Source organism: Serinibacter salmoneus (assembly GCF_002563925.1).
GTDB lineage: Bacteria > Actinomycetota > Actinomycetes > Actinomycetales > Beutenbergiaceae > Serinibacter > Serinibacter salmoneus.
Genome location: NZ_PDJD01000001.1, coordinates 873,754 through 891,505 on the forward strand (window position 1 = coordinate 873,754; position 17,752 = coordinate 891,505).

Annotated in this window: 16 protein-coding genes; 11 read left to right on the forward strand and 5 right to left on the reverse strand. The window is 71.5% G+C overall.

Annotated features, from left to right (window positions below; all coding sequences use genetic code 11):
- The first annotated feature begins 25 nt into the window (after nucleotides 1-25).
- The gene (locus ATL40_RS03765; RefSeq protein WP_098470261.1) at nucleotides 26-1,159 is read left to right on the forward strand and encodes a cysteine desulfurase family protein; all 1,134 of its coding nucleotides are present in this window, start codon (nucleotides 26-28) and stop codon (nucleotides 1,157-1,159) included.
- A gap of 71 nt (nucleotides 1,160-1,230) precedes the next feature.
- Here ATL40_RS03765 and ATL40_RS03770 read toward each other — a convergent pair whose 3' ends face one another.
- Both ATL40_RS03770 and ATL40_RS14955 read right to left on the reverse strand, forming a co-directional pair.
- Nucleotides 1,231-1,857 carry an MBL fold metallo-hydrolase gene (locus ATL40_RS03770; protein WP_098468369.1) on the reverse strand — a complete coding sequence of 209 codons (627 nt, stop codon included), beginning with the start codon at nucleotides 1,855-1,857 and terminating at the stop codon, nucleotides 1,231-1,233.
- Entirely contained in the window at nucleotides 1,854-2,018 is a 165-nt protein-coding gene (locus tag ATL40_RS14955; RefSeq protein WP_169925869.1) for a hypothetical protein, read from the reverse strand. Before ATL40_RS14955 ends, ATL40_RS03770 begins: the two co-directional genes overlap by 4 nt.
- A 119-nt stretch (nucleotides 2,019-2,137) precedes the next feature.
- On the opposite strand from ATL40_RS14955, the gene ATL40_RS03775 reads away from it, so the two are divergent.
- The 4 genes from ATL40_RS03775 to ATL40_RS03790 all read left to right on the forward strand — a co-directional run bounded on the left by ATL40_RS03775 (nucleotide 2,138) and on the right by ATL40_RS03790 (nucleotide 5,626).
- Nucleotides 2,138-3,274 carry a pyridoxal phosphate-dependent aminotransferase gene (locus ATL40_RS03775; protein WP_098468370.1) on the forward strand — a complete coding sequence of 379 codons (1,137 nt, stop codon included), beginning with the start codon at nucleotides 2,138-2,140 and terminating at the stop codon, nucleotides 3,272-3,274.
- Between the two features lie 308 nt (nucleotides 3,275-3,582).
- On the forward strand, nucleotides 3,583-3,966 hold the full coding sequence (locus ATL40_RS03780) for a GntR family transcriptional regulator (protein WP_098468371.1): 384 nt from the start codon (nucleotides 3,583-3,585) through the stop codon (nucleotides 3,964-3,966).
- Nucleotides 3,963-4,922, forward strand: a complete 960-nt coding sequence (locus tag ATL40_RS03785) for an ABC transporter ATP-binding protein (RefSeq protein ID WP_098468372.1) — start codon at nucleotides 3,963-3,965, stop codon at nucleotides 4,920-4,922. Before ATL40_RS03780 ends, ATL40_RS03785 begins: the two co-directional genes overlap by 4 nt.
- Nucleotides 4,919-5,626, forward strand: a complete 708-nt coding sequence (locus ATL40_RS03790; RefSeq protein WP_098468373.1) for a hypothetical protein — start codon at nucleotides 4,919-4,921, stop codon at nucleotides 5,624-5,626. The genes ATL40_RS03785 and ATL40_RS03790 overlap by 4 nt, the downstream gene beginning before the upstream one ends.
- Before the next feature lie 91 nt (nucleotides 5,627-5,717).
- Here the strand turns inward: ATL40_RS03790 and ATL40_RS03795 are convergent, their stop codons facing one another.
- Entirely contained in the window at nucleotides 5,718-6,731 is a 1,014-nt protein-coding gene (locus ATL40_RS03795; RefSeq protein ID WP_098468374.1) for an aldo/keto reductase family protein, read from the reverse strand.
- A 73-nt stretch (nucleotides 6,732-6,804) separates the two neighbouring features.
- Nucleotides 6,805-7,872: a serine hydrolase domain-containing protein gene (locus ATL40_RS03800; RefSeq protein ID WP_098468375.1), complete on the reverse strand. Its 1,068-nt coding sequence runs from the start codon at nucleotides 7,870-7,872 to the stop codon at nucleotides 6,805-6,807.
- Between the two features lie 97 nt (nucleotides 7,873-7,969).
- Between ATL40_RS03800 and prfB the strand changes: the two genes are divergently transcribed.
- Nucleotides 7,970-9,091, forward strand: a complete 1,122-nt coding sequence (prfB, locus tag ATL40_RS03805; protein WP_098468376.1) for a peptide chain release factor 2 — start codon at nucleotides 7,970-7,972, stop codon at nucleotides 9,089-9,091.
- Nucleotides 9,092-9,120: 29 nt separating this feature from the next.
- On the opposite strand, the gene ATL40_RS03810 is transcribed toward prfB, so the two are convergent.
- Nucleotides 9,121-9,507: a pyridoxamine 5'-phosphate oxidase family protein gene (locus tag ATL40_RS03810; RefSeq protein WP_098468377.1), complete on the reverse strand. Its 387-nt coding sequence runs from the start codon at nucleotides 9,505-9,507 to the stop codon at nucleotides 9,121-9,123.
- A 47-nt stretch (nucleotides 9,508-9,554) separates the two neighbouring features.
- Here ATL40_RS03810 and ATL40_RS03815 point away from each other — a divergent pair, with 47 nt between their 5' ends.
- From ATL40_RS03815 to ATL40_RS03835, 5 genes are all read left to right on the forward strand, one after another.
- Nucleotides 9,555-11,363, forward strand: coding sequence for a gamma-glutamyltransferase family protein (locus ATL40_RS03815; protein ID WP_425443350.1), 1,809 nt, complete (start codon nucleotides 9,555-9,557; stop codon nucleotides 11,361-11,363).
- Between the two features lie 225 nt (nucleotides 11,364-11,588).
- Nucleotides 11,589-14,309, forward strand: coding sequence for a pyruvate, phosphate dikinase (gene ppdK, locus ATL40_RS03820; RefSeq protein WP_245866687.1), 2,721 nt, complete (start codon nucleotides 11,589-11,591; stop codon nucleotides 14,307-14,309).
- Between the two features lie 157 nt (nucleotides 14,310-14,466).
- On the forward strand, nucleotides 14,467-15,258 hold the full coding sequence (gene ftsE / locus ATL40_RS03825) for a cell division ATP-binding protein FtsE (protein ID WP_098470262.1): 792 nt from the start codon (nucleotides 14,467-14,469) through the stop codon (nucleotides 15,256-15,258).
- Entirely contained in the window at nucleotides 15,255-16,178 is a 924-nt protein-coding gene (ftsX, locus tag ATL40_RS03830; RefSeq protein WP_098468380.1) for a permease-like cell division protein FtsX, read from the forward strand. The genes ftsE and ftsX overlap by 4 nt, the downstream gene beginning before the upstream one ends.
- Before the next feature lie 4 nt (nucleotides 16,179-16,182).
- Nucleotides 16,183-17,697, forward strand: coding sequence for a M23 family metallopeptidase (locus ATL40_RS03835; protein ID WP_098468381.1), 1,515 nt, complete (start codon nucleotides 16,183-16,185; stop codon nucleotides 17,695-17,697).
- Nucleotides 17,698-17,752: the final 55 nt, after the last annotated feature.

The window sequence follows — 17,752 nt, forward strand, 5'->3', positions numbered from 1 at the left end:
GGTTCTGCAGGATGTGGAGGAGACGATGAGGCTCTACCTGGACGAGGCCGCGACCGCGCCGCCGCGCCGTGAGGTGCTCGAGGCCATGTGGCCCTTCCTCACCGCGCGCTTCGGCAACCCCGCCAGCGTGCACGAGATCGGCCGGGACGCCGACGCCGCACTCGAGGACGCCCGCGGCACCGTGGCGCGCGCGCTGGGAGGCCGCCCCGGGGAGATCGTGTTCACCTCCGGCGGCACCGAGGGCGCCAACACGGCCATCAAGGGCATCGCCCTGGCGAGCCCGCGCGGCCGGCACGTGCTCGTCAGCGCCGTCGAGCACGCCGCGGTGCTGGAGAGCGCCGACTGGCTCGGCCGGATCGGCTACGAGGTGGAGCGCCTCCCCGTCGATGCCACCGGCACGGTCATCCCCGAGGCGCTCGCCGCCCGGCTGCGCCCCGAGACCACCCTGGTCAGCGTGCAGCTGGCGAACAACGAGGTGGGCACGATCCAGCCGGTCGCCGAGCTCGCGGCGCTCACGCGCGAGGTCGGCGCCGCATTCCACACCGATGCGGTGCAGGCCGCCGGCTGGCTGCCGATCGACGTCGCCACCCTCGGGGTGGACGCCCTGACGCTCTCGGGTCACAAGCTCGGCGGTCCCCGCGGCACGGGCGCGCTGTGGCTGCGCCGCGGCATGCGGATCGAGCCGTTGATCCACGGTGGCGGCCAGGAACGAGGCAGGCGCTCCGGCACGGTCGACGTCGCCGGGGCCGTGGGTCTGGCGACCGCCCTGGCCGCCGGTCACCCGGGCGCCCAGGCCCTCGCCGAGCGGCGCGATGCGTTCATTGCCAGGGTGCTCGACGGCGTCGCCCCCCTGATCCCGGACGTCGCCCTGACCGGGCACGCCACCCGGCGTCTGCCGGGTCACGCGTCCTTCGTCCTGCCCGGCGTGAACGGGGAGGCGGTCCTGCTCGCTCTGGAGGAGCGCGGCGTCGTCGTCTCCTCCGGATCGGCCTGCCACGCCGGCTCCACCGAACCCTCCGGGGTGCTCACCGCGATGGGCCTGGCGCCCGAGGTGGCACAGACGGCGATCAGGTTCAGCTTCGGGGAGGCCCGCACAGCCGAGGAACTCGACGGCGCCGCTCGCCTGCTGGTGGAGGCGGTCGCCGCCGTCACGGGCTAGCCAGGTCGCGGGCCGCTGCTCACTCACGCCCCAGCGGCTCCGCGACGCCGCCTCTGTGCCCCTCAGTGCCCTCAGTGACCCCGCTTGATCCACTCCGCCAGGTGCGGCGCCTCGTCCCCGATCGTGGTGGTGTCGCCGTGCCCGGGGTAGACCACGGTCTCGGCCGGCAGCGTGAGCAGCTTCTCGGAGATCGACTCGATGATCGTCTCGAAGGAGGAGGAGCTCCCGGTGGCACCCGGACCGCCCTGGAAGAGCGTGTCGCCGCTGAAGAGCGCCTTCAGGTGGGGCGAGTAGAGGCAGGTGCTGCCGGGGGTGTGCCCCGGGGTGGCGATCGCGCGGAGCGTCACGTCGTCGATCGTCAGCTCGGTGCCGTCGGTCAGGTCGAGGTTCGGTGCCTCGTCGGCGTGCAGCATGTCCCACAGCATCCGGTCACCCGGCGGGAACCAGAGCGGGGCCCCGGTGATCTCGCGCAGCTCCAGCGCCGCGTTGATGTGGTCGTTGTGACCGTGGGTGAGCATGATCGCGGCGACCGTGCGTTCCCCGATGGCGCGCAGGATGGCGGCGGCGTCGTGCGGGGCATCGATCACGAGCACCTCACGCTTGTTCCCAATCAGCCAGACGTTGTTCGCCACGTCCCAGGTCTCGCCGTCGAGGCTGAAGTGCCCCTGCGTGGTGGCGCGGCGGATCTTCGCGCTCATCGCACGACCGCCGATCGAGGCGCGGGACCGTGGAACTCGCTGAGGGCCCTCGTCCCGCCGTCGATCGCGATCCCCGCGGTGCCGGCGGCGTCCACGATGTCGACGAGGCTGACGGGTTCGGCCGTGGCCAGGGCGCCCCGGCCTCTCACGGTCTGCGGCATGACGCCATCGTGGCACGTATACCGGCGCGAGGCACGACCCAGGTGCTGTGCCGTGATGCACACGGCACGGGCGAGGCCTGCTCACACGGTGGCAACACGGCGCGGGTAGCCTCGCGCTCGTGCCCTCGCTCGCCCATCACATCCCGCACGTGCCGCCCTCGGGAATCCGACGGGTCTTCGAGATCGCGCTGCGCACGCCGGACGCCGCCTACCTCGCCGTCGGGGAGCCCGATCAGCAGCCGCAGCCGCACGTGACCGAGGCGGCGCGCGCCGCGTGGGCAGCCGGGGACGTGCGCTACACCCCGAACAACGGGATCCCCGAGCTGCGGGAGGCTGTCGCGGCGCTCGCCACACGCAAGCGGGGGCACGACGTCGCCGCCGAGCAGGTCACCGTGACCAACGGTGGCACCCAGGCGCTGCACATGGCGATGACCATGATCCTCGCCCCGGGCGATGAGATCCTCATCCCCGACCCCGGCTACACCACCTTCACGATGGCGCCGCGAATGATGAACGCCGTTCCCGTGGGGTACTCGCTGCGACCGGAGCACGAGTTCGTGCCCGACGCGCGCGAGATCGCCGGCCTCGTCACCACCCGCACCCGCGCGATCCTGGTGAACTCGCCCTCCAATCCGCTCGGCTCCGTGCTGCCCAGGGGTGTGCTGCAGGAGATCGTGGACCTCGCCGTCGAGCACGACCTGTGGATCATCAGCGACGAGGTGTACGAGGAGTTGACCTACGGCGTCGAGCACGTGCCGCTGGCCTCGCTCCCGGGGGCGGCGGAGCGCACGCTCTCGGTGCACTCGGTCTCCAAGACCTACGCCCTGACGGGTGCGCGCGTGGGGTACCTCATCACCCCGCCGGGGCACGGGGTGCGGCTCGCCCACCTGCAGGAGGCGGTGGTCTCCTGCCTGACCACGCCCTCCCAGCGGGCGGCGCTGGCCGCGATCACCGGGCCGCAGGACGCGGTGGCGGCGGCGCGCGAGCACTACGCCGCGAACCTCGGGTACATCACCGGCTGCCTGGAGCAGATCGGCGTGCCCTACCTGCGCCCGCGGGGTGCGTTCTACCTGTGGATCGACGTGCGCGAGCGTTGCGGCGGCGACGTGGCGACGTGGGCCGAGAAGCTCCTGCTGGACACCGGTGTGGCGGTGGCGCCCGGTAGTGCGTTCGGGCGCTCGGGGGAGGGCTGGATCCGGATCTGCGTGGCGGCCTCGCGGCGCAGCATGGACCGGCTGGTGGCCGCGCTCGCCTGACTCCCGTGCTCGCCTGACTGCTCAGGGTCCCTCCGGAACTGAGCCAGAGCGGTCGCCCCTCGCTCAGGGCGTTGGACCCCTCGCCCAGGGCGGTCGACTTGGCCGGCGCGCGGCGTGTCGCGCCCAACACGCCGCGGCAACGGCCTGCTCAGCGCAGGTGTACCGCCCTCAGCGAGGGGTCCACCGCCCTGAGCGAGGAGTGCCCGCGCTCCGGGCGACCTAGCCGCCCACCTCCATCCCTCCGAACCCTTGACACCCTCCCTACTCCCGTGGTTCATTACTCATGTAATGAACCCAAGGAGGACGAGATGTTCGACGGACCGGAACCGCTGTACGTGCAGATCGCTGCGCACGTGCGCGACCTGGTGCTCGCGGGCGATCTCGCGGAGGAGGAGCAGGTGATGTCGACGACGCAGTTCGCGACCACCTACCGGATCAACCCGGCAACGGCCGCCAAGGCGTTCGCCGGGTTGGTGGAGGAGGGGGTCCTCTACAAGCGCCGCGGACTGGGCATGTTCGTGGCCCCCGGCGCCCGCGAGCGACTGCTGGGCTCGGGCCGCGAGGCCTACTTCGCCGAGGTCCTGGACCCGGCACTGGACCAGGCCGAGCGCCTGGGCATCAGCACCGACGAGGTGCACGACTACATTGCCGGCCGGGCGGCGCTGCCCGCCGGCCGGAGGGAGAACTCATGACCACCACCGACCCCACCACCGATCACGCCCGCGGCCTCGCCGTCGAGACCCGCGGCCTCACCCAGACCTTCGGTCGCACCACCGCACTGAACGGCGTGGACCTCACGGTCCGCCCCGGGACCATCACGGGGCTGATCGGCCGCAACGGCGCCGGGAAGTCCACCCTGGTCTCCCTGATCGCCGGCCTGCGGCGACCGAGCGCGGGGGAGGTGCTCGTGGACGGTGAGCCGATCTTCGAGAACCCCCGCGGCATGGCCGGCACCCAGCTGATCCGTGAGAGCGGGGACGCGTTCGACGACGAGAAGGTCCGCACCACCCTGCGGTGGTACGCCGATCTGCGGCCGAACTGGGACGGCGACCTCGCCGGCCGCCTGGTGGACGCCTTCGAACTGGACGTCACCAAGAAGGCCGGCAAGCTCTCCCGTGGGCAGCGTTCCACCCTCGGCGCGATCATCGGCCTGGCCTCACGGGCGCCGTTGACGATCTTCGACGAGACCTACCTCGGCATGGACGCCACCAATCGGCAGATGTTCTACGACGCGATCCTCGCCGACTACGCCGCCCACCCGCGCACGATCATCCTGTCCAGTCACCTGATCGGTGAGGTGGAGCAGATGTTCGAGGACGTCATCGTGCTCGACTCCGGACGCGTGCGGATGGCCGGCACCGCTGACGACATCCGCACGCGCGGCCTCACCCTCGTGGGCCGCACTCCCGCGGTGGAGGAGCTCGCGGCCGGGCGCACGGTGCTCTCCCGCACCACCCTGGGCCCGACGGCGCAGGTCACCGTGTTCCTGACCGAGGGCGACGACGTCGCTCACCTCACGCAGCAGGCCTCCGAGGTGGGGGTCGCCGTGGAGGCGCCCGGCCTGCAGGACCTGTTCGTCCACCTCACACGGACTGACGGCGCCGGCTCGAGCAGCACGAGTGGCGCCGAGAAGGAGACGACCCGATGACTGCCACCCTGTCTGCCGCCGCCGCGACCAGCCGCGCCCGCACCCGCGCCGCGCGCTCCGCGATCGGGATGAGCCTGTGGGCCTCGCTCATCGTCTGGCCGATCCTCCTCGTGCTGATGCTCGTCCCGCTGACCGTGGTCAGCGCGGACACCTCTTTCACCGTGCCGATGGCCACGGGGGCACCCCAGGTGCTCCTGTTCATCATGGGCATCCTGGTGGGGGCGACCTACCTCACGGTGAGCATCACCGCGGGCGTGACCCGCCGCGCACTCATCGAGGGGTGGGGCGTCGCGGCGCTCGTCCTCGCGGTGGTCACCGCCGTCGTGCAGGTCGGCGTCGAGGTGCTCGTGGACTGGCAGTGGAGCACCCGCACGGCGGTGGAGTTCGTGGCCTTCAGCCCCGCCTCCGGTGTGGCACTGCTGCTGGTGAACGTGATCGCCTTCCTCACCGGGCTGGCCGTGCACGCGAGCTACCGGGCCTTCGTCGGCGGGCTCGGCACCCTCGGTGGCTGGCTCGGCACCCTGGCGTTGATCCCCCTGATGGCGCCGCTGACGGTGGCCGTGGTGGCGACCCGTCTCGGCGTCGACGCCGCGGGCGGCCGGCCCGGTGTGGGCATCGGCCTGGGCTGGCTGTGGGCCGTGCTCGCCGCGGTGGCCGCGGCGGGGATGGTCTGGGCGCTGCTGCGCCGCATCGCGATCCGCTGAGGGCGAGCGCGCCGGACAGCACGAGGGCGGAGCGGCATATGCCGTTCCGCCCTCGTTGCGTTCTCGTCAGCCTCGTCCGCGCGCGGGACGCTCAGACCACGCGGGTCTTCGGCGAGACCTCGTAGGTGCCGGCGGGGTCGTCCACGACCACGCCCGCCAGGGCCTGATCGATCGCGGTCATCGCCTCGGCCTCCAGCACCACACCGGAGGCCTTAACGGTGTCGGCGAGCTGCTCGGGACGCGAGGCCCCCACCAGCGCCGCCGCCACGTTCGGGTTCTGCAGCACCCACGCGATCGCGAGCTGCGGCATGGACAACCCGTGGTCGGCGGCGATCGGCTTGAGGTTCTGCACCGCGGTGAGGACCTCATCGTTCAGGAACCGCTTGATGAAGTTCGCGCCGCTCTTCTCGTCGGTGGCGCGCGAGCCCTCGGGGACCGGCTGACCGGGCAGGTACTTGCCCGAGAGCACGCCCTGAGCCATCGGCGACCACACGATCTGGGAGATCCCCAGCTCGGCGGAGGTCGGCACGACCTTCCCCTCGATCACGCGCCACAGCGCGGAGTACTGCGGCTGGTTGGAGACGAGTTGGATCCCCAGGTCCTTCGCCAGGGCGTGGCCCTCGCGCAGCTGCTCCGCCGTCCACTCCGAGACCCCGATGTAGAGCACCTTGCCCTGGTGCACGAGGTCCGCGAACGCGCCGAAGGTCTCCTCCAGCGGCGTCTCGTAGTCGAATCGGTGTGCCTGGTACAGGTCGATGTAGTCGGTGCCGAGGCGCTGCAGGGAGCCGTGCACGGAGTCGCGGATGTGCTTACGGGACAGGCCGGTGTCGTTCGGACCCTTGGGGCCGGTGGGGAAGTACACCTTGGTGAAGATCTCCAGGCTCTCGCGGCGCTGGCCCTTCAGCGCCTCGCCGAGCACGGTCTCCGCGGCGGTATTCGCGTACACGTCCGCCGTGTCGAAGGTGGTGATGCCGGCGTCCAGTGCCGCGTGCACGGTCTTGATCGCGGCGTCGTTCTCCACCTGGGACCCGTGGGTGACCCAGTTGCCGTAGGTGATCTCCGAGACCTTCAGTCCGGAGTTGCCGAGATAGCGGTAGTTGACCATGCCTCGACGTTACCCCCGCGGGCCGACATCCCCGCGGCTCAGGGAGTGGCCGCGCGAGGAGCGACCGGTCGACTCAGCCGGTGACGGACTCCAGCACCTCGGCGATGTCCCACGCGCCGTGCGCCGTGGTGGACAACACGCTGACGGTGCGAGCCGAGGAGATCGTGTGGGTCGAGACGAACGACGAACCGGCGTCCATTCCCTCGAGCCGCACCACCCCGGGTGCGGGCAGCCACAGCCCGAGTCCGTAGCCTGCCCCCTCGCCGGTCTCCTCGGCCGAAGACCGTACCCGGCACATCTCCCGCACGGCCTGGATCGGCACGATCCTCCCGGCCAGCAAGGCTGACCAGAATCGGTGCATGTCCTCGGCGGTGGTGTAGACGCCTCCGTCGCCGCCACCGATGACGGGGAGATGGTGCACAGTCGTCCGCCACACGCCGTCGACCTCGATGTAACCGATGGCGGCATCGCCGGGTAGGGCATCGCTGCGCAGATAGTCGGTCCGCGCCATCCCGGCGGGCTCCAGCACGCGCGTGCGCACCAGGTCGTGGAACGGTGTGCCACTGGCGCGCTGGGCGATCAGCGCGAGAAGGATGAAGCCGCTGTTGCAGTAGGCGAATCCTGAGCCCGCGGGGAACGCCGGCTCCCGCCCGTCCAGGACACCGAGGTAGTCCTCGGGGGAGACGTACCCGCTCATCGCCCCCGGCAGTAGGTACTCGGCCAGGTCAGCATCGTCGTCGAGGTACTCGCCGACACCGGAGCGATGGGAGAGCAGATGCTCCACGGTCACGTCCGCGGCCACCAGCGGCAGGTCGGCGCCCAGCACGGAGCGCGCCGTGGTGCCCAACGCGAGCCGGCCCTGGGCGATCAGGCTCATCACGGCCAGTGCGGTGAATCCCTTGGACCCACTCGCCACGGCGATGCGGTGACACGGCTGCATGGCGACCTCGAGGCGTCGGTCCGCGAGGCCCCAGGCCGCCTCGAGCGCGACCCGCCCGTCCACGTCGACCCTGGCCACCCCCGCGCTCGGCTCAGCGAGCGCCTCGTCCACGGCCTCGCGCACCGCAGGGGGCCAGGGGCTGGCTGCCGGGCGTTGCGCCGCACGCGAGGCCGTGCGCGAGGGCGGGGGTGAGGTGTCCATGGACGCATGGTCCACCTCGATACCGGCCCGGTCGAGTTATTTCTGTCGGGCGCCGGCACGCACCGGTGCCACGAGCCCCCGGGTAGGCTGGCTCATCGTGGCCACCGACTTCGCATCCGAGATCGCGGATCTGCGCGCAACCCTGAAGCAGATCACGCTCGTCAGCGACCCCGAGGCGCTGCGCGCCCGGATCGCCCTGCTCGAGCAGGAGGCCTCCGCACCGGACCTGTGGGACGACGTCGAGAGCGCCCAGCAGGTGACCTCCCGGCTCTCCCACGCCCAGCACGAACTGAACCGGCTGGACGACCTGGCCGCCGCGATCGACGACCTGGAGACCCTGGTGGAGCTCGCGGGGGAGGAGGACGACGCCGACTCGCTCGCCGAGGCGGAGAAGGAACTCCTCACCCTGCGCAAGCAGTTGGCGGACCTCGAGGTGCGCACCCTGCTGTCCGGGGAGTACGACGCGCGTGAGGCCGTCGTCACGATCCGTTCCGGCGCGGGTGGGGTGGACGCCGCGGACTTCGCGGAGATGCTGCTGCGGATGTACCTGCGCTGGGCGGAGCGCAACGGCTACCCCGCCAAGGTGCTGGACACCTCCTACGCCGAGGAGGCGGGCCTGAAGTCGGCGACCTTCGAGGTCAAGGCTCCCTTCGCTTTCGGCACGCTGAGCGTGGAGGCCGGCACCCACCGCCTGGTGCGGATCAGCCCCTTCGACAACCAGGGCCGCCGGCAGACCTCCTTCGCCGCGGTCGAGGTGGTCCCGCTGATCGAGCAGACCGATCACATCGAGATCCCCGACAACGAGATCAAGGTGGACGTGTTCCGCTCCTCGGGCCCCGGCGGCCAGAGCGTGAACACCACCGACTCCGCGGTGCGCCTGACGCACCTGCCCACCGGCGTGGTGGTCTCGATGCAGAACGAGAAGTCCCAGATCCAGAACCGTGCGGCCGCCATGCGCGTGCTGCAGTCGCGGCTGCTCCTGCTCAAGCAGCAGGAGGAGGCCGCGAAGAAGAAGGAACTCGCAGGCGACGTCAAGGCGTCCTGGGGCGACCAGATGCGCTCCTACGTGCTGCAGCCCTACCAGATGGTCAAGGACCTGCGCACCGAGCACGAGTCCGGTAACCCCTCGGCCGTGTTCGACGGCGACATCAACGGCTTCATCGACGCCGGCATCCGCTGGCGCCGCCAGGCGCAGCTGCAGGCCGAGTCCGAGGCCTGAGGCAGCCCGTCAGCCGTCAGCCGGGCCACCTAGCCGAACAGCCCCGCCGATCCCAGCACCTTCTCCGGGGTGATCTCGATCGCCACCCGCTGCGGGTTGGGCCGCGGCCGGCGGTAGCGCCGGGCGTACAGCTCCACCGCGAGCGCCACCGTCTCGGCATCCCGCGCGATCCGCGCCGATCCGGCGATGGACAGCCACTGCGGCCCGGCCACCTGCGCCACGGTGGCGCGCGGGTCGCGCTCGATGTTGCGGACCTTCTGGCTGCCCTCCCGGGTGATGATGCGCACGAGCCCCTCGTGCAGCGTGAAGCCCACCGCCACGGCGTGCAGCATCCCGCTGGGGCCGATGGTGGTCAGGGTCGCCAGGTGGTAGTCCGCCAGGAGCTGCTCGGCGTCGGGCGTCAGGTCGATCCGCATGGCGTGATCGTGTCATGTCGAGGCGTGGCGCGGGTTACGGTCGAGCGGTGGCCGACACCTTCACCACCCGACCCGACCTGACCGGCACCTTCGGCATGGTCGCCTCCACCCACTGGCTCGCCTCCACCAGCGGCATGGCGATCCTGGAGGAGGGCGGCAACGCCTTCGACGCCGCGATCGCCGCCGGGCTGGTGCTGCACGTCGTCGAACCGCATCTCAACGGCCTGGGCGGGGACATGCCCCTGCTGCTGCGCCAGGCGGACGCTTCCAGCGCCGTCGTGTGTGGCCAGGGGGCGGCCCCCGCCGCCGCGACCATCGCGGCCTACCGTGACCTCGGCGTCGACCTGATCCCCGGCACCGGGCACCTCGCGGCGGTGGTCCCGGGCACGTTCGGGGCCTGGATGCACCTGCTCGCCACCCGCGGCACCCTGCCCCTGGCACGCCTGGCGCGGTTCGCGATCGGGTACGCCCGCGGCGGTCACCCGCTGCTGCCGTCGGCCGCCCGCACGATCGAGACCATGGCGCCGCTGTTCGCCGAGCACTGGCCGACCTCCGCCGCGATCTACCTCCAGGGCGGCGGCGCGCCCCGCCCCGGCACCCTGCTGCGCAACCCCGATCTGGCCGACACCCTGGAGCGGCTGGTCGCCGCGGCCGAGGCCGCCGGCAGCGACGTCGCCGCCCAGGCCGAGGCCGCCCGGGCCGCCTTCTACGAGGGCGTGGTGGCCGAGCGCATCGACGCCTTCGCGGCCCAGCAGGTGTACGACGGCGCAGGGCACTACCGCTCCTTCCTCACCGGGGCGGACCTCGCCTCCTGGCGCGCGAGCGAGGAGCCGCCGGCCGAGGGGCGGCTCGGCTCGCACACGATCCTCAAGCCCGGCCTGTGGAGCCAGGGGCCGGTGCTGCTGCAGCAGCTCGCGTTGCTGCAGCAGGCGGGAGGGGCGACGGCGCAGGCCTGGGCGGGGGAGGCCGACCCCGCCACCGTGCACCTCGCCATCGAGGCCACGAAGCTCGCCCTCGCCGACCGGGAGGCCTGGTACGGGGAGCGGTCGCCGGTGAGCGTGGCGGACCTGCTCGGCGCGGACTACCTGCGCGAGCGCGCGGCGCTCGTGGGGGAGCGGGCCGACCTCGAACTGCGTCCCGGGTCCGTGGGCGGTCACGCGCCGCGCCTGGCCGGGCACGTGCGGCGGGCCATGACCGGTGCAGGGGCCTGGCCGGGCGGGATGGCCGATTCCCGGCCCGGGGAGGGCGAGCCGACCGTGCCCACCACGCCCCGCGGGGACACCTGTCACCTCGACGTGGTGGACCGGTGGGGGAACGCGGTGGCGGCCACCCCCTCGGGTGGCTGGCTGCAGAGTTCCCCGGTGATCCCGGGGCTGGGGTTCGCGCTGCCCACGCGGGCGCAGATGTTCTGGCTGGAACCGGGCCTGCCCGCCTCGTTGGAGCCGGGTGCCCGGCCGCGGACCACGCTGAGTCCCGGTATCGCGGTGGGCGATGACGGGTCCGTGCTGGCCTTCGGCACGCCGGGCGGGGACCAGCAGGACCAGTGGACGGTGCCGTTCCTGCTGCGACACCTCGTGGGCGGGCAGGGGGCGCAGGCCGCGATCGACGCGCCCACGTGGCACAGCATGCACGTGCCGAGTTCGTTCGCCCCGCGCGCCGCGGAGCCGGGCGCGGTGCGGCTGGAGTCGCGGGTGGGGGAGGCGGTGCTGGAGGACCTGCACGGTCGCGGGCACCGGGTGCAGGCGGCCGGGGAGTGGGAACTGGGGCGCATCAGCGCCGCCGGGATCCGCGCGGACGGGGTGCGCCACGCGGCGGCGAACCCGCGCGGCATGCAGGGGTACGCCGTCGGTCGCTGAACCGCACCGCCTGCGCGGCTCGCGCGGGCCCCACCGCCTGCGCGGCTCGCCCCCGCCGCGGCCAGGAGGGGAGCGCAACGGGCCGCGAACTCTCCGTATCTGTCCGGTTGGCTTTAGTTCAGCCTGTTTGTGACTGAAGTCTCACGCATTCGGCGTCGAACCGTGGCAGTCTTGGCCCAAGCGGCGGCCATGGTGTGCCGCCGACGTCTCCTGGAGGTGTGCAGCGTGGCCAACTTCGTCCAAGACTTCGCCCACGGATCGATGGAGCAGAAGGACCTGCTCGGCGGCAAGGGCGCCAACCTGGCAGAGATGACCCGGCTCGGGCTCCCGGTCCCGCCCGGTTTCACCATCACGACCGAGGCCTGCCGCAGCTATCTGCGCACGGGGGCCGTCCCCACCGACCTGCGCGTGGAGGTGACCCGCGCGCTGCGTCACCTGGAGGACACGATGGGTCGCCGGCTCGGCGACTTCCACGAGCCCCTGCTCGTCTCCGTGCGCTCGGGCGCGAAGTACTCGATGCCCGGGATGATGGAGACCGTCCTGAACATCGGCCTCAACGACGCCTCCGTGCAGGGCCTCGCGGAGCTCTCCGGCGATGAGCGCTTCGCCTGGGACTCCTACCGGCGCCTCGTGCAGATGTTCGGCCGCACGGTGCTCGGCATCGAGGGATCGGTGTTCGCCGATGCCCTGGAGGCCGCCAAGGTCGCCCGCGGTGTGACCGCCGACACCGACCTGACCGCGCAGGATCTGCGCGAGCTGACCGAGGAGTACAAGGAGGTGGTGCGCCGCGAGTCCGGACGGGACTTCCCGCAGCACCCCCGCGAACAACTCGACCTGGCGATCGTGGCCGTGCTGGACTCCTGGAACACCGAGCGCGCCCGCCTCTACCGCCGCCGCGAGCGCATCCCGGACGACATCGGCACCGCCGTCAACGTGGTCACGATGGTGTTCGGCAACCTGGGCAGCAACTCCGGCACCGGCGTCGCGTTCACCCGCGACCCCGCCACGGGGCAGGGCGGGGACTACGGCGACTACCTGCCCAACGCTCAGGGTGAGGACGTGGTGGCGGGGATCCGCAACACCCTGCCCCTCTCGGCGCTGGAGGAGATCGACCACGAGGTCTACACCGAACTGCGCACCGTGATGCGGCGGCTGGAGACCCATTACCGCGACCTGTGCGACATCGAGTTCACGGTCGAGCAGGGCAAGCTGTGGATGCTGCAGACCCGCGTGGGCAAGCGCACCGCGCCTGCGGCGTTCCGCATCGCCGCGGAACTGGAGAGCGAGCGGGTCATCACCATGGACGAGGCCCTGACCCGCGTGACGGGGGAGCAACTGAGCCAGTTGATGTTCCCGCAGTTCGACCGGGAGGCCGAGCGCACCCTGCTGACCACCGCCATGGCCGCCTCGCCCGGGGCCGCCGTGGGTCGCGTGGTGTTCGACCCGCGCACCGCCCACGAGTGGGCCGAGCGGGGGGAGCGGGTGATCCTGGTGCGCAAGGAGACCAACCCGGACGATCTCGAGGGCATGATCGCCGCCGCCGGGGTGCTGACCAGCCGTGGCGGGAAGACCTCCCACGCGGCCGTCGTCGCCCGCGGGATGGGCCGCACCTGCGTGGTGGGCGCCGAGGACGTGCTGGTGCACCCTGAGGACTCCACGTTCACGGTGGCCGGCCACACCGTGGCGCAGGGCGACGTCATCGCCCTGGACGGGTCCACCGGCGAGGTCTTCCTCGGCGAGGTGCCCGTGGTGCCCTCCCCGGTCACCACCTACCTGACCGCCGGACTGGAGGAGGCCGTCGCCCAGGCGGGTGAGGACACCGAGACCGTGCAACTCATCAACGCCGTGGACCGGATCCTGCGGCACGCCGACGCCGCCCGGCGCCTGGGCGTGCGCGCCAATGCCGACACCGGCGAGGACGCCCGCCGTGCCCGCGAGTTGGGCGCGGAGGGGATCGGCCTGGCCCGCACCGAGCACATGTTCCTCGGGGAGCGTCGCCAATTGGTGGAGCGTGTGATCCTCGCCGCGGACGACGCCGAACGGGACGCGGCGCTCGCTGACCTGCTGCCGCTGCAGCGTGCCGATGTGACCGACCTGTTGGAGGCGATGGACGGGCTGCCCACGGTGATCCGCCTCATCGACCCCCCGCTGCACGAGTTCCTCCCGGACCTGACCGACCTGGCGGTGCGCGTGGCGCTGCACAAGGAGCGCGGGGCGAGCGGGCCCGAGGTGGAGCGCGACGAGGTGCTGCTCGCCGCCGTCGAGCGGATGCATGAGGCCAATCCGATGCTCGGGCTGCGCGGGGTGCGGCTCGGCCTGGTCATCCCCGGACTGTTCGCCCTGCAGATCCGCGCGATCTGCGAGGCCTACGCCGACCGGCGAGCCGCCGGCGGGGATCCGCAGGCGTACATCATGGTGCCGCTGGTGGGCTCCGCGATGGAGCTGCATCTGGTGCGGGATGACGCGATGCGCATCATGGCCGAGGTCAGCGCCGAGCGCGGGATCGCGATCGACCTGCCGGTCGGCGCGATGATCGAGTTGCCGCGCGCTGCACTGACCGCGGACCGGATCGCGGGTGCCGCGGACTTCTTCTCCTTCGGCACCAACGACCTCACCCAGACCACCTGGGGGTTCTCCCGGGACGACGTGGAGGGGGCGTTCTTCGCGCAGTACACAGTCAATGGTGTGCTCACCGTCTCGCCGTTCGAGAGCATCGACCAGCGCGGCGTGGGCCGGCTGGTGGAGATCGCCACCGAGCAGGCGCGTGCCGCCAAGCCGGGGATGTCCCTGGGTGTGTGCGGAGAGCACGGGGGCGACCCGGAGTCGATCCGGTTCTTCCAGGACGTGGGCCTCGACTACGTCTCCTGCTCTCCGTTCCGGGTGCCCGTGGCGCGCTTGGAGGCCGGGCGCGCGGCAGTCGGGGACCTCGCGAGCGACTCCCGCTAGGAGTCCGGGGCGGTCGGTCTCGCGCGTTTCCCAGCGAAGTCCCAGGTCCCGCAGCGGCGTGCCGTTGTGGGATCTGGGGCGCCGTCTGCCTATGGTGACGGTGGACCAGCAGCGTTTCCTGTCCCCGACACTGGTCCGTGATGAGCGAAGTGCAGACGTGATCAGGTTCGACAAGGTCTCCAAGGTGTACAAGCGCGGCGCGCGGCCTGCGCTCGATGGCGTGTCCCTTGATGTGGCGCGCGGCGAGTTCGTGTTCCTCGTAGGAGCCTCCGGCTCCGGGAAGTCCACGTTCCTGCGCCTCGTGCTGCGTGAGGAACAGGCCACGTCCGGTCGGGTGTGGGTGGCAGGGCGGGAGATCACCTCCCTGTCCCAGTGGAAGGTGCCGCGGCTGCGCCGTGACCTCGGCGTGGTGTTCCAGGACTTCCGCCTGCTGCCCAACAAGACGGTCTTCCAGAACGTCGCGTTCGCCCAGCAGGTCACCGGCAAGCGCCGCCACGTCATCGCCAGCGACGTCCCCGAGACCCTCGAACTGGTCAAGCTCACCGGCAAGGAGAAGCGGCTACCGCACGAACTGTCCGGTGGTGAGCAGCAGCGCGTGGCGATCGCCCGCGCCATCGTGAACCGGCCGAGCATCCTGCTCGCGGACGAACCGACCGGGAACCTGGATCCGGACACCTCCGCCGGGATCGTGCAACTCCTGGAGCGGATCAACAGCACCGGGACCACCGTGGTGATGGCCACGCACGACGAGGTCATCGTGAACCAGATGCGCAAGCGCGTGGTGCAGCTGCTGGACGGCCACGTGGTGCGCGATGAGGCCGAGGGGAACTACGCCGACCTGGCGCCGGTGGTCATCTCCGAGGACCCGACCAAGGTGGCCCGCAGCGGTGCACGCGGCACCACAGGTTCCCCGATTCCCGGCGAGCAGGCCCGGGAGGCCGACGCATGAGCCGCCTCTCCTTCGTCCTGTCCGAGCTCGGGCGGGGCCTACGCCGCAACGCCACGATGGCCATCTCCATCGTGCTGGTCACCTTCGTCTCCCTCACGTTCGTCGGCGCGGCCGTGCTGCTGCAGATGCAGATCGGCAAGATGCAGGACGAGTGGTACGACCGCGTGGAGGTCTCCGTCTTCATGTGCCCGCCGGGGGAGACCACGGTGGCCACCTGCTCCCAGGGCGAAGCCACGCAGGAGCAGATCGACGCCATCGGCGAGGTGCTGAACTCGCCCGCGCTGGAGCCGTACGTGGAGGAGGTCTTCTTCGAGTCCAAGCAGGACGCGTACGACGCGATGGCCGACCAGGTGGGAGACGAGGACTGGTTCCAACTCCTGAACGTCGAGCAGATGCAGGTCTCCTACCGCGTCAGCCTCGTGGACCCCACCCAGATCACCATCGTGATGGATGAGGTCTCCGGGCGCCAGGGCGTGGATCAGGTGCTGGATCAGCGCGCCATCTTCGAGCCGATCTTCCTGGTGATGAACCGGGCCACGCTCATCGCCGCCGGCATCGCCGGGGTGATGACGGTGACGGCGGTGCTGCTGATCACCACGACGATTCGGTTGTCCGCGATGAGCAGGCGGCGTGAGACCGAGATCATGCGCTTCGTGGGTGCCTCCCGCTTCTTCATCCAACTACCGTTCATGCTGGAGGGCGCGCTCGCTGCGCTGCTCGGTGCCGCGCTCGCCGTCGCGACCCTCTGGCTGGGAGTGCACTACGGGGTCGAGGGCTGGCTCGCCGACTCGATCGCGTTCGTGCGCGACTACATCACCACGGCGGACGTCTGGCTGATCGCACCGATCCTGGCGGGCGCCGGTATCCTCATCGCCGCCATCAGTTCGGTGGTCTCCCTCTCCCGGTACACGAAGGTCTAGGTTCATGATCGACCGCACCCACGCCGTCGCCCCTGCCGGCCGTTCGCGCCGCTCAACGGGGGGCCTGCGCTCGCGCGCGGCCGCGGCACTCCTCACGCTCGCCGTCGCCCTGGGCGCAGGGGGCGCCGCAGCACAGGCCGACTCCCTCGATGACCTGCGCGCACAGCAGGAGGAGAACGCCCGCGAACAGGAGCAGCTCTCCTCCGAGCTCGAGGGCACCAACGCCGAGCTGCAGGAGGTCTACCTGGAGCTGCGGCGCCTGGAGAACGAGATCCCGGTCGCGGAGGCCGAGCTCTCCGCCGCGGAGAACGAGGTGGCCGAGGCAGAACGGCAGCGCGACTCCCTCGTGGACCGACTGGCCGTCGCGGAGTCGGATGCGGCGACCTTGCAGGCCGAGCTCACCTCCTCGACCGAGGAGATCGCCGCCACCGAGGACGGCATCGGACAACTCGCCCGCTCCACCTACCGCGGCAGTGACGGCCTGGCCGCCATCTCCGTGGTGCTCGGTGCCTCCAGCGCGCAGGAGTACGCCACGCGCACCTCCGCGGTCGCCTCCGCGCTGCGCGCCGAGGGCGGTGTGCTCGCCGATCTCGAGGCCCAGGCCGCCACCCAGCGCAATGCCCAGGTGCGGCTGGACGCGGTCCAGGTGCGCATCGAGGAACTGCGCGTGGAGGCCGAGGCGGCGCTCGCCGCGGCCGAGGAGGCGCGCGCCGTGGCGCAGCAGCGCCGCGACGAGTTGACCGCCCTCGAGGCGGACTACTCCGCCACCGCCGTGGAACTGGAGAGTTTCCGCGAGCAGATCGAGGCCCAGCAGGAGCGGATCGAGGACGATCAGGCCAGCATCCGCTCGGAGATCCAACGGATCGAGCGCGAACGGGAGGAAGCCGCCCGCCTCGCTGCGGAGGAGGCCGCCCGCCGTGCCGCCGAGGAGGCCGCCCGTCAGGCTCAGGAGGAGGCCCAGAGCAACTCGTCGGGCTCCTCAGGCTCCTCGGGATCCAGCGGGTCCTCGGGGTCCAGCGGCTCCTCGGGGTCCAGCGGCTCCTCGGGGTCCAGCGGCTCCGGGTCGGGGTCGAGCGGTGGTTCCTCCAGCAGCCTCAGCCTGATCCCGCCGGTCTCCGCCCCGTTCTATGTGACCTCGCCCTTCGGCATGCGCGTCTACCCGATCACCGGGGGTCGCTACATGCACAACGGCACCGACATCCGCTCGGCATGTGGGAACTCCCAGGTGGCGGCCGCGGGCGGCGTGGTCGCCTCGGTGCGCTACGCGGCGGGCAACGGCACACACGGCAACCAGATCTACATCGATCATGGGCTGGTGAACGGTGTCTCGACGATCACGGTCTACAACCACCTCTCGGCGTTCAACGTCACCCAGGGTCAGTCCGTCTCCCAGGGGCAGGTCATCGGGTACACGGGGATGACCGGCGCGGTCACCGGCTGCCACGTGCACGTGGAGGTCTGGCGCAACGGCTCCCCGATCGACCCCGAGTCGCTGCCCGGGTGGACCCGCACGAACTGACCGCACGCAGCAGGCCACGGCGCGGGTGACGGGTAATTCCCATGCCCGGTGTCGT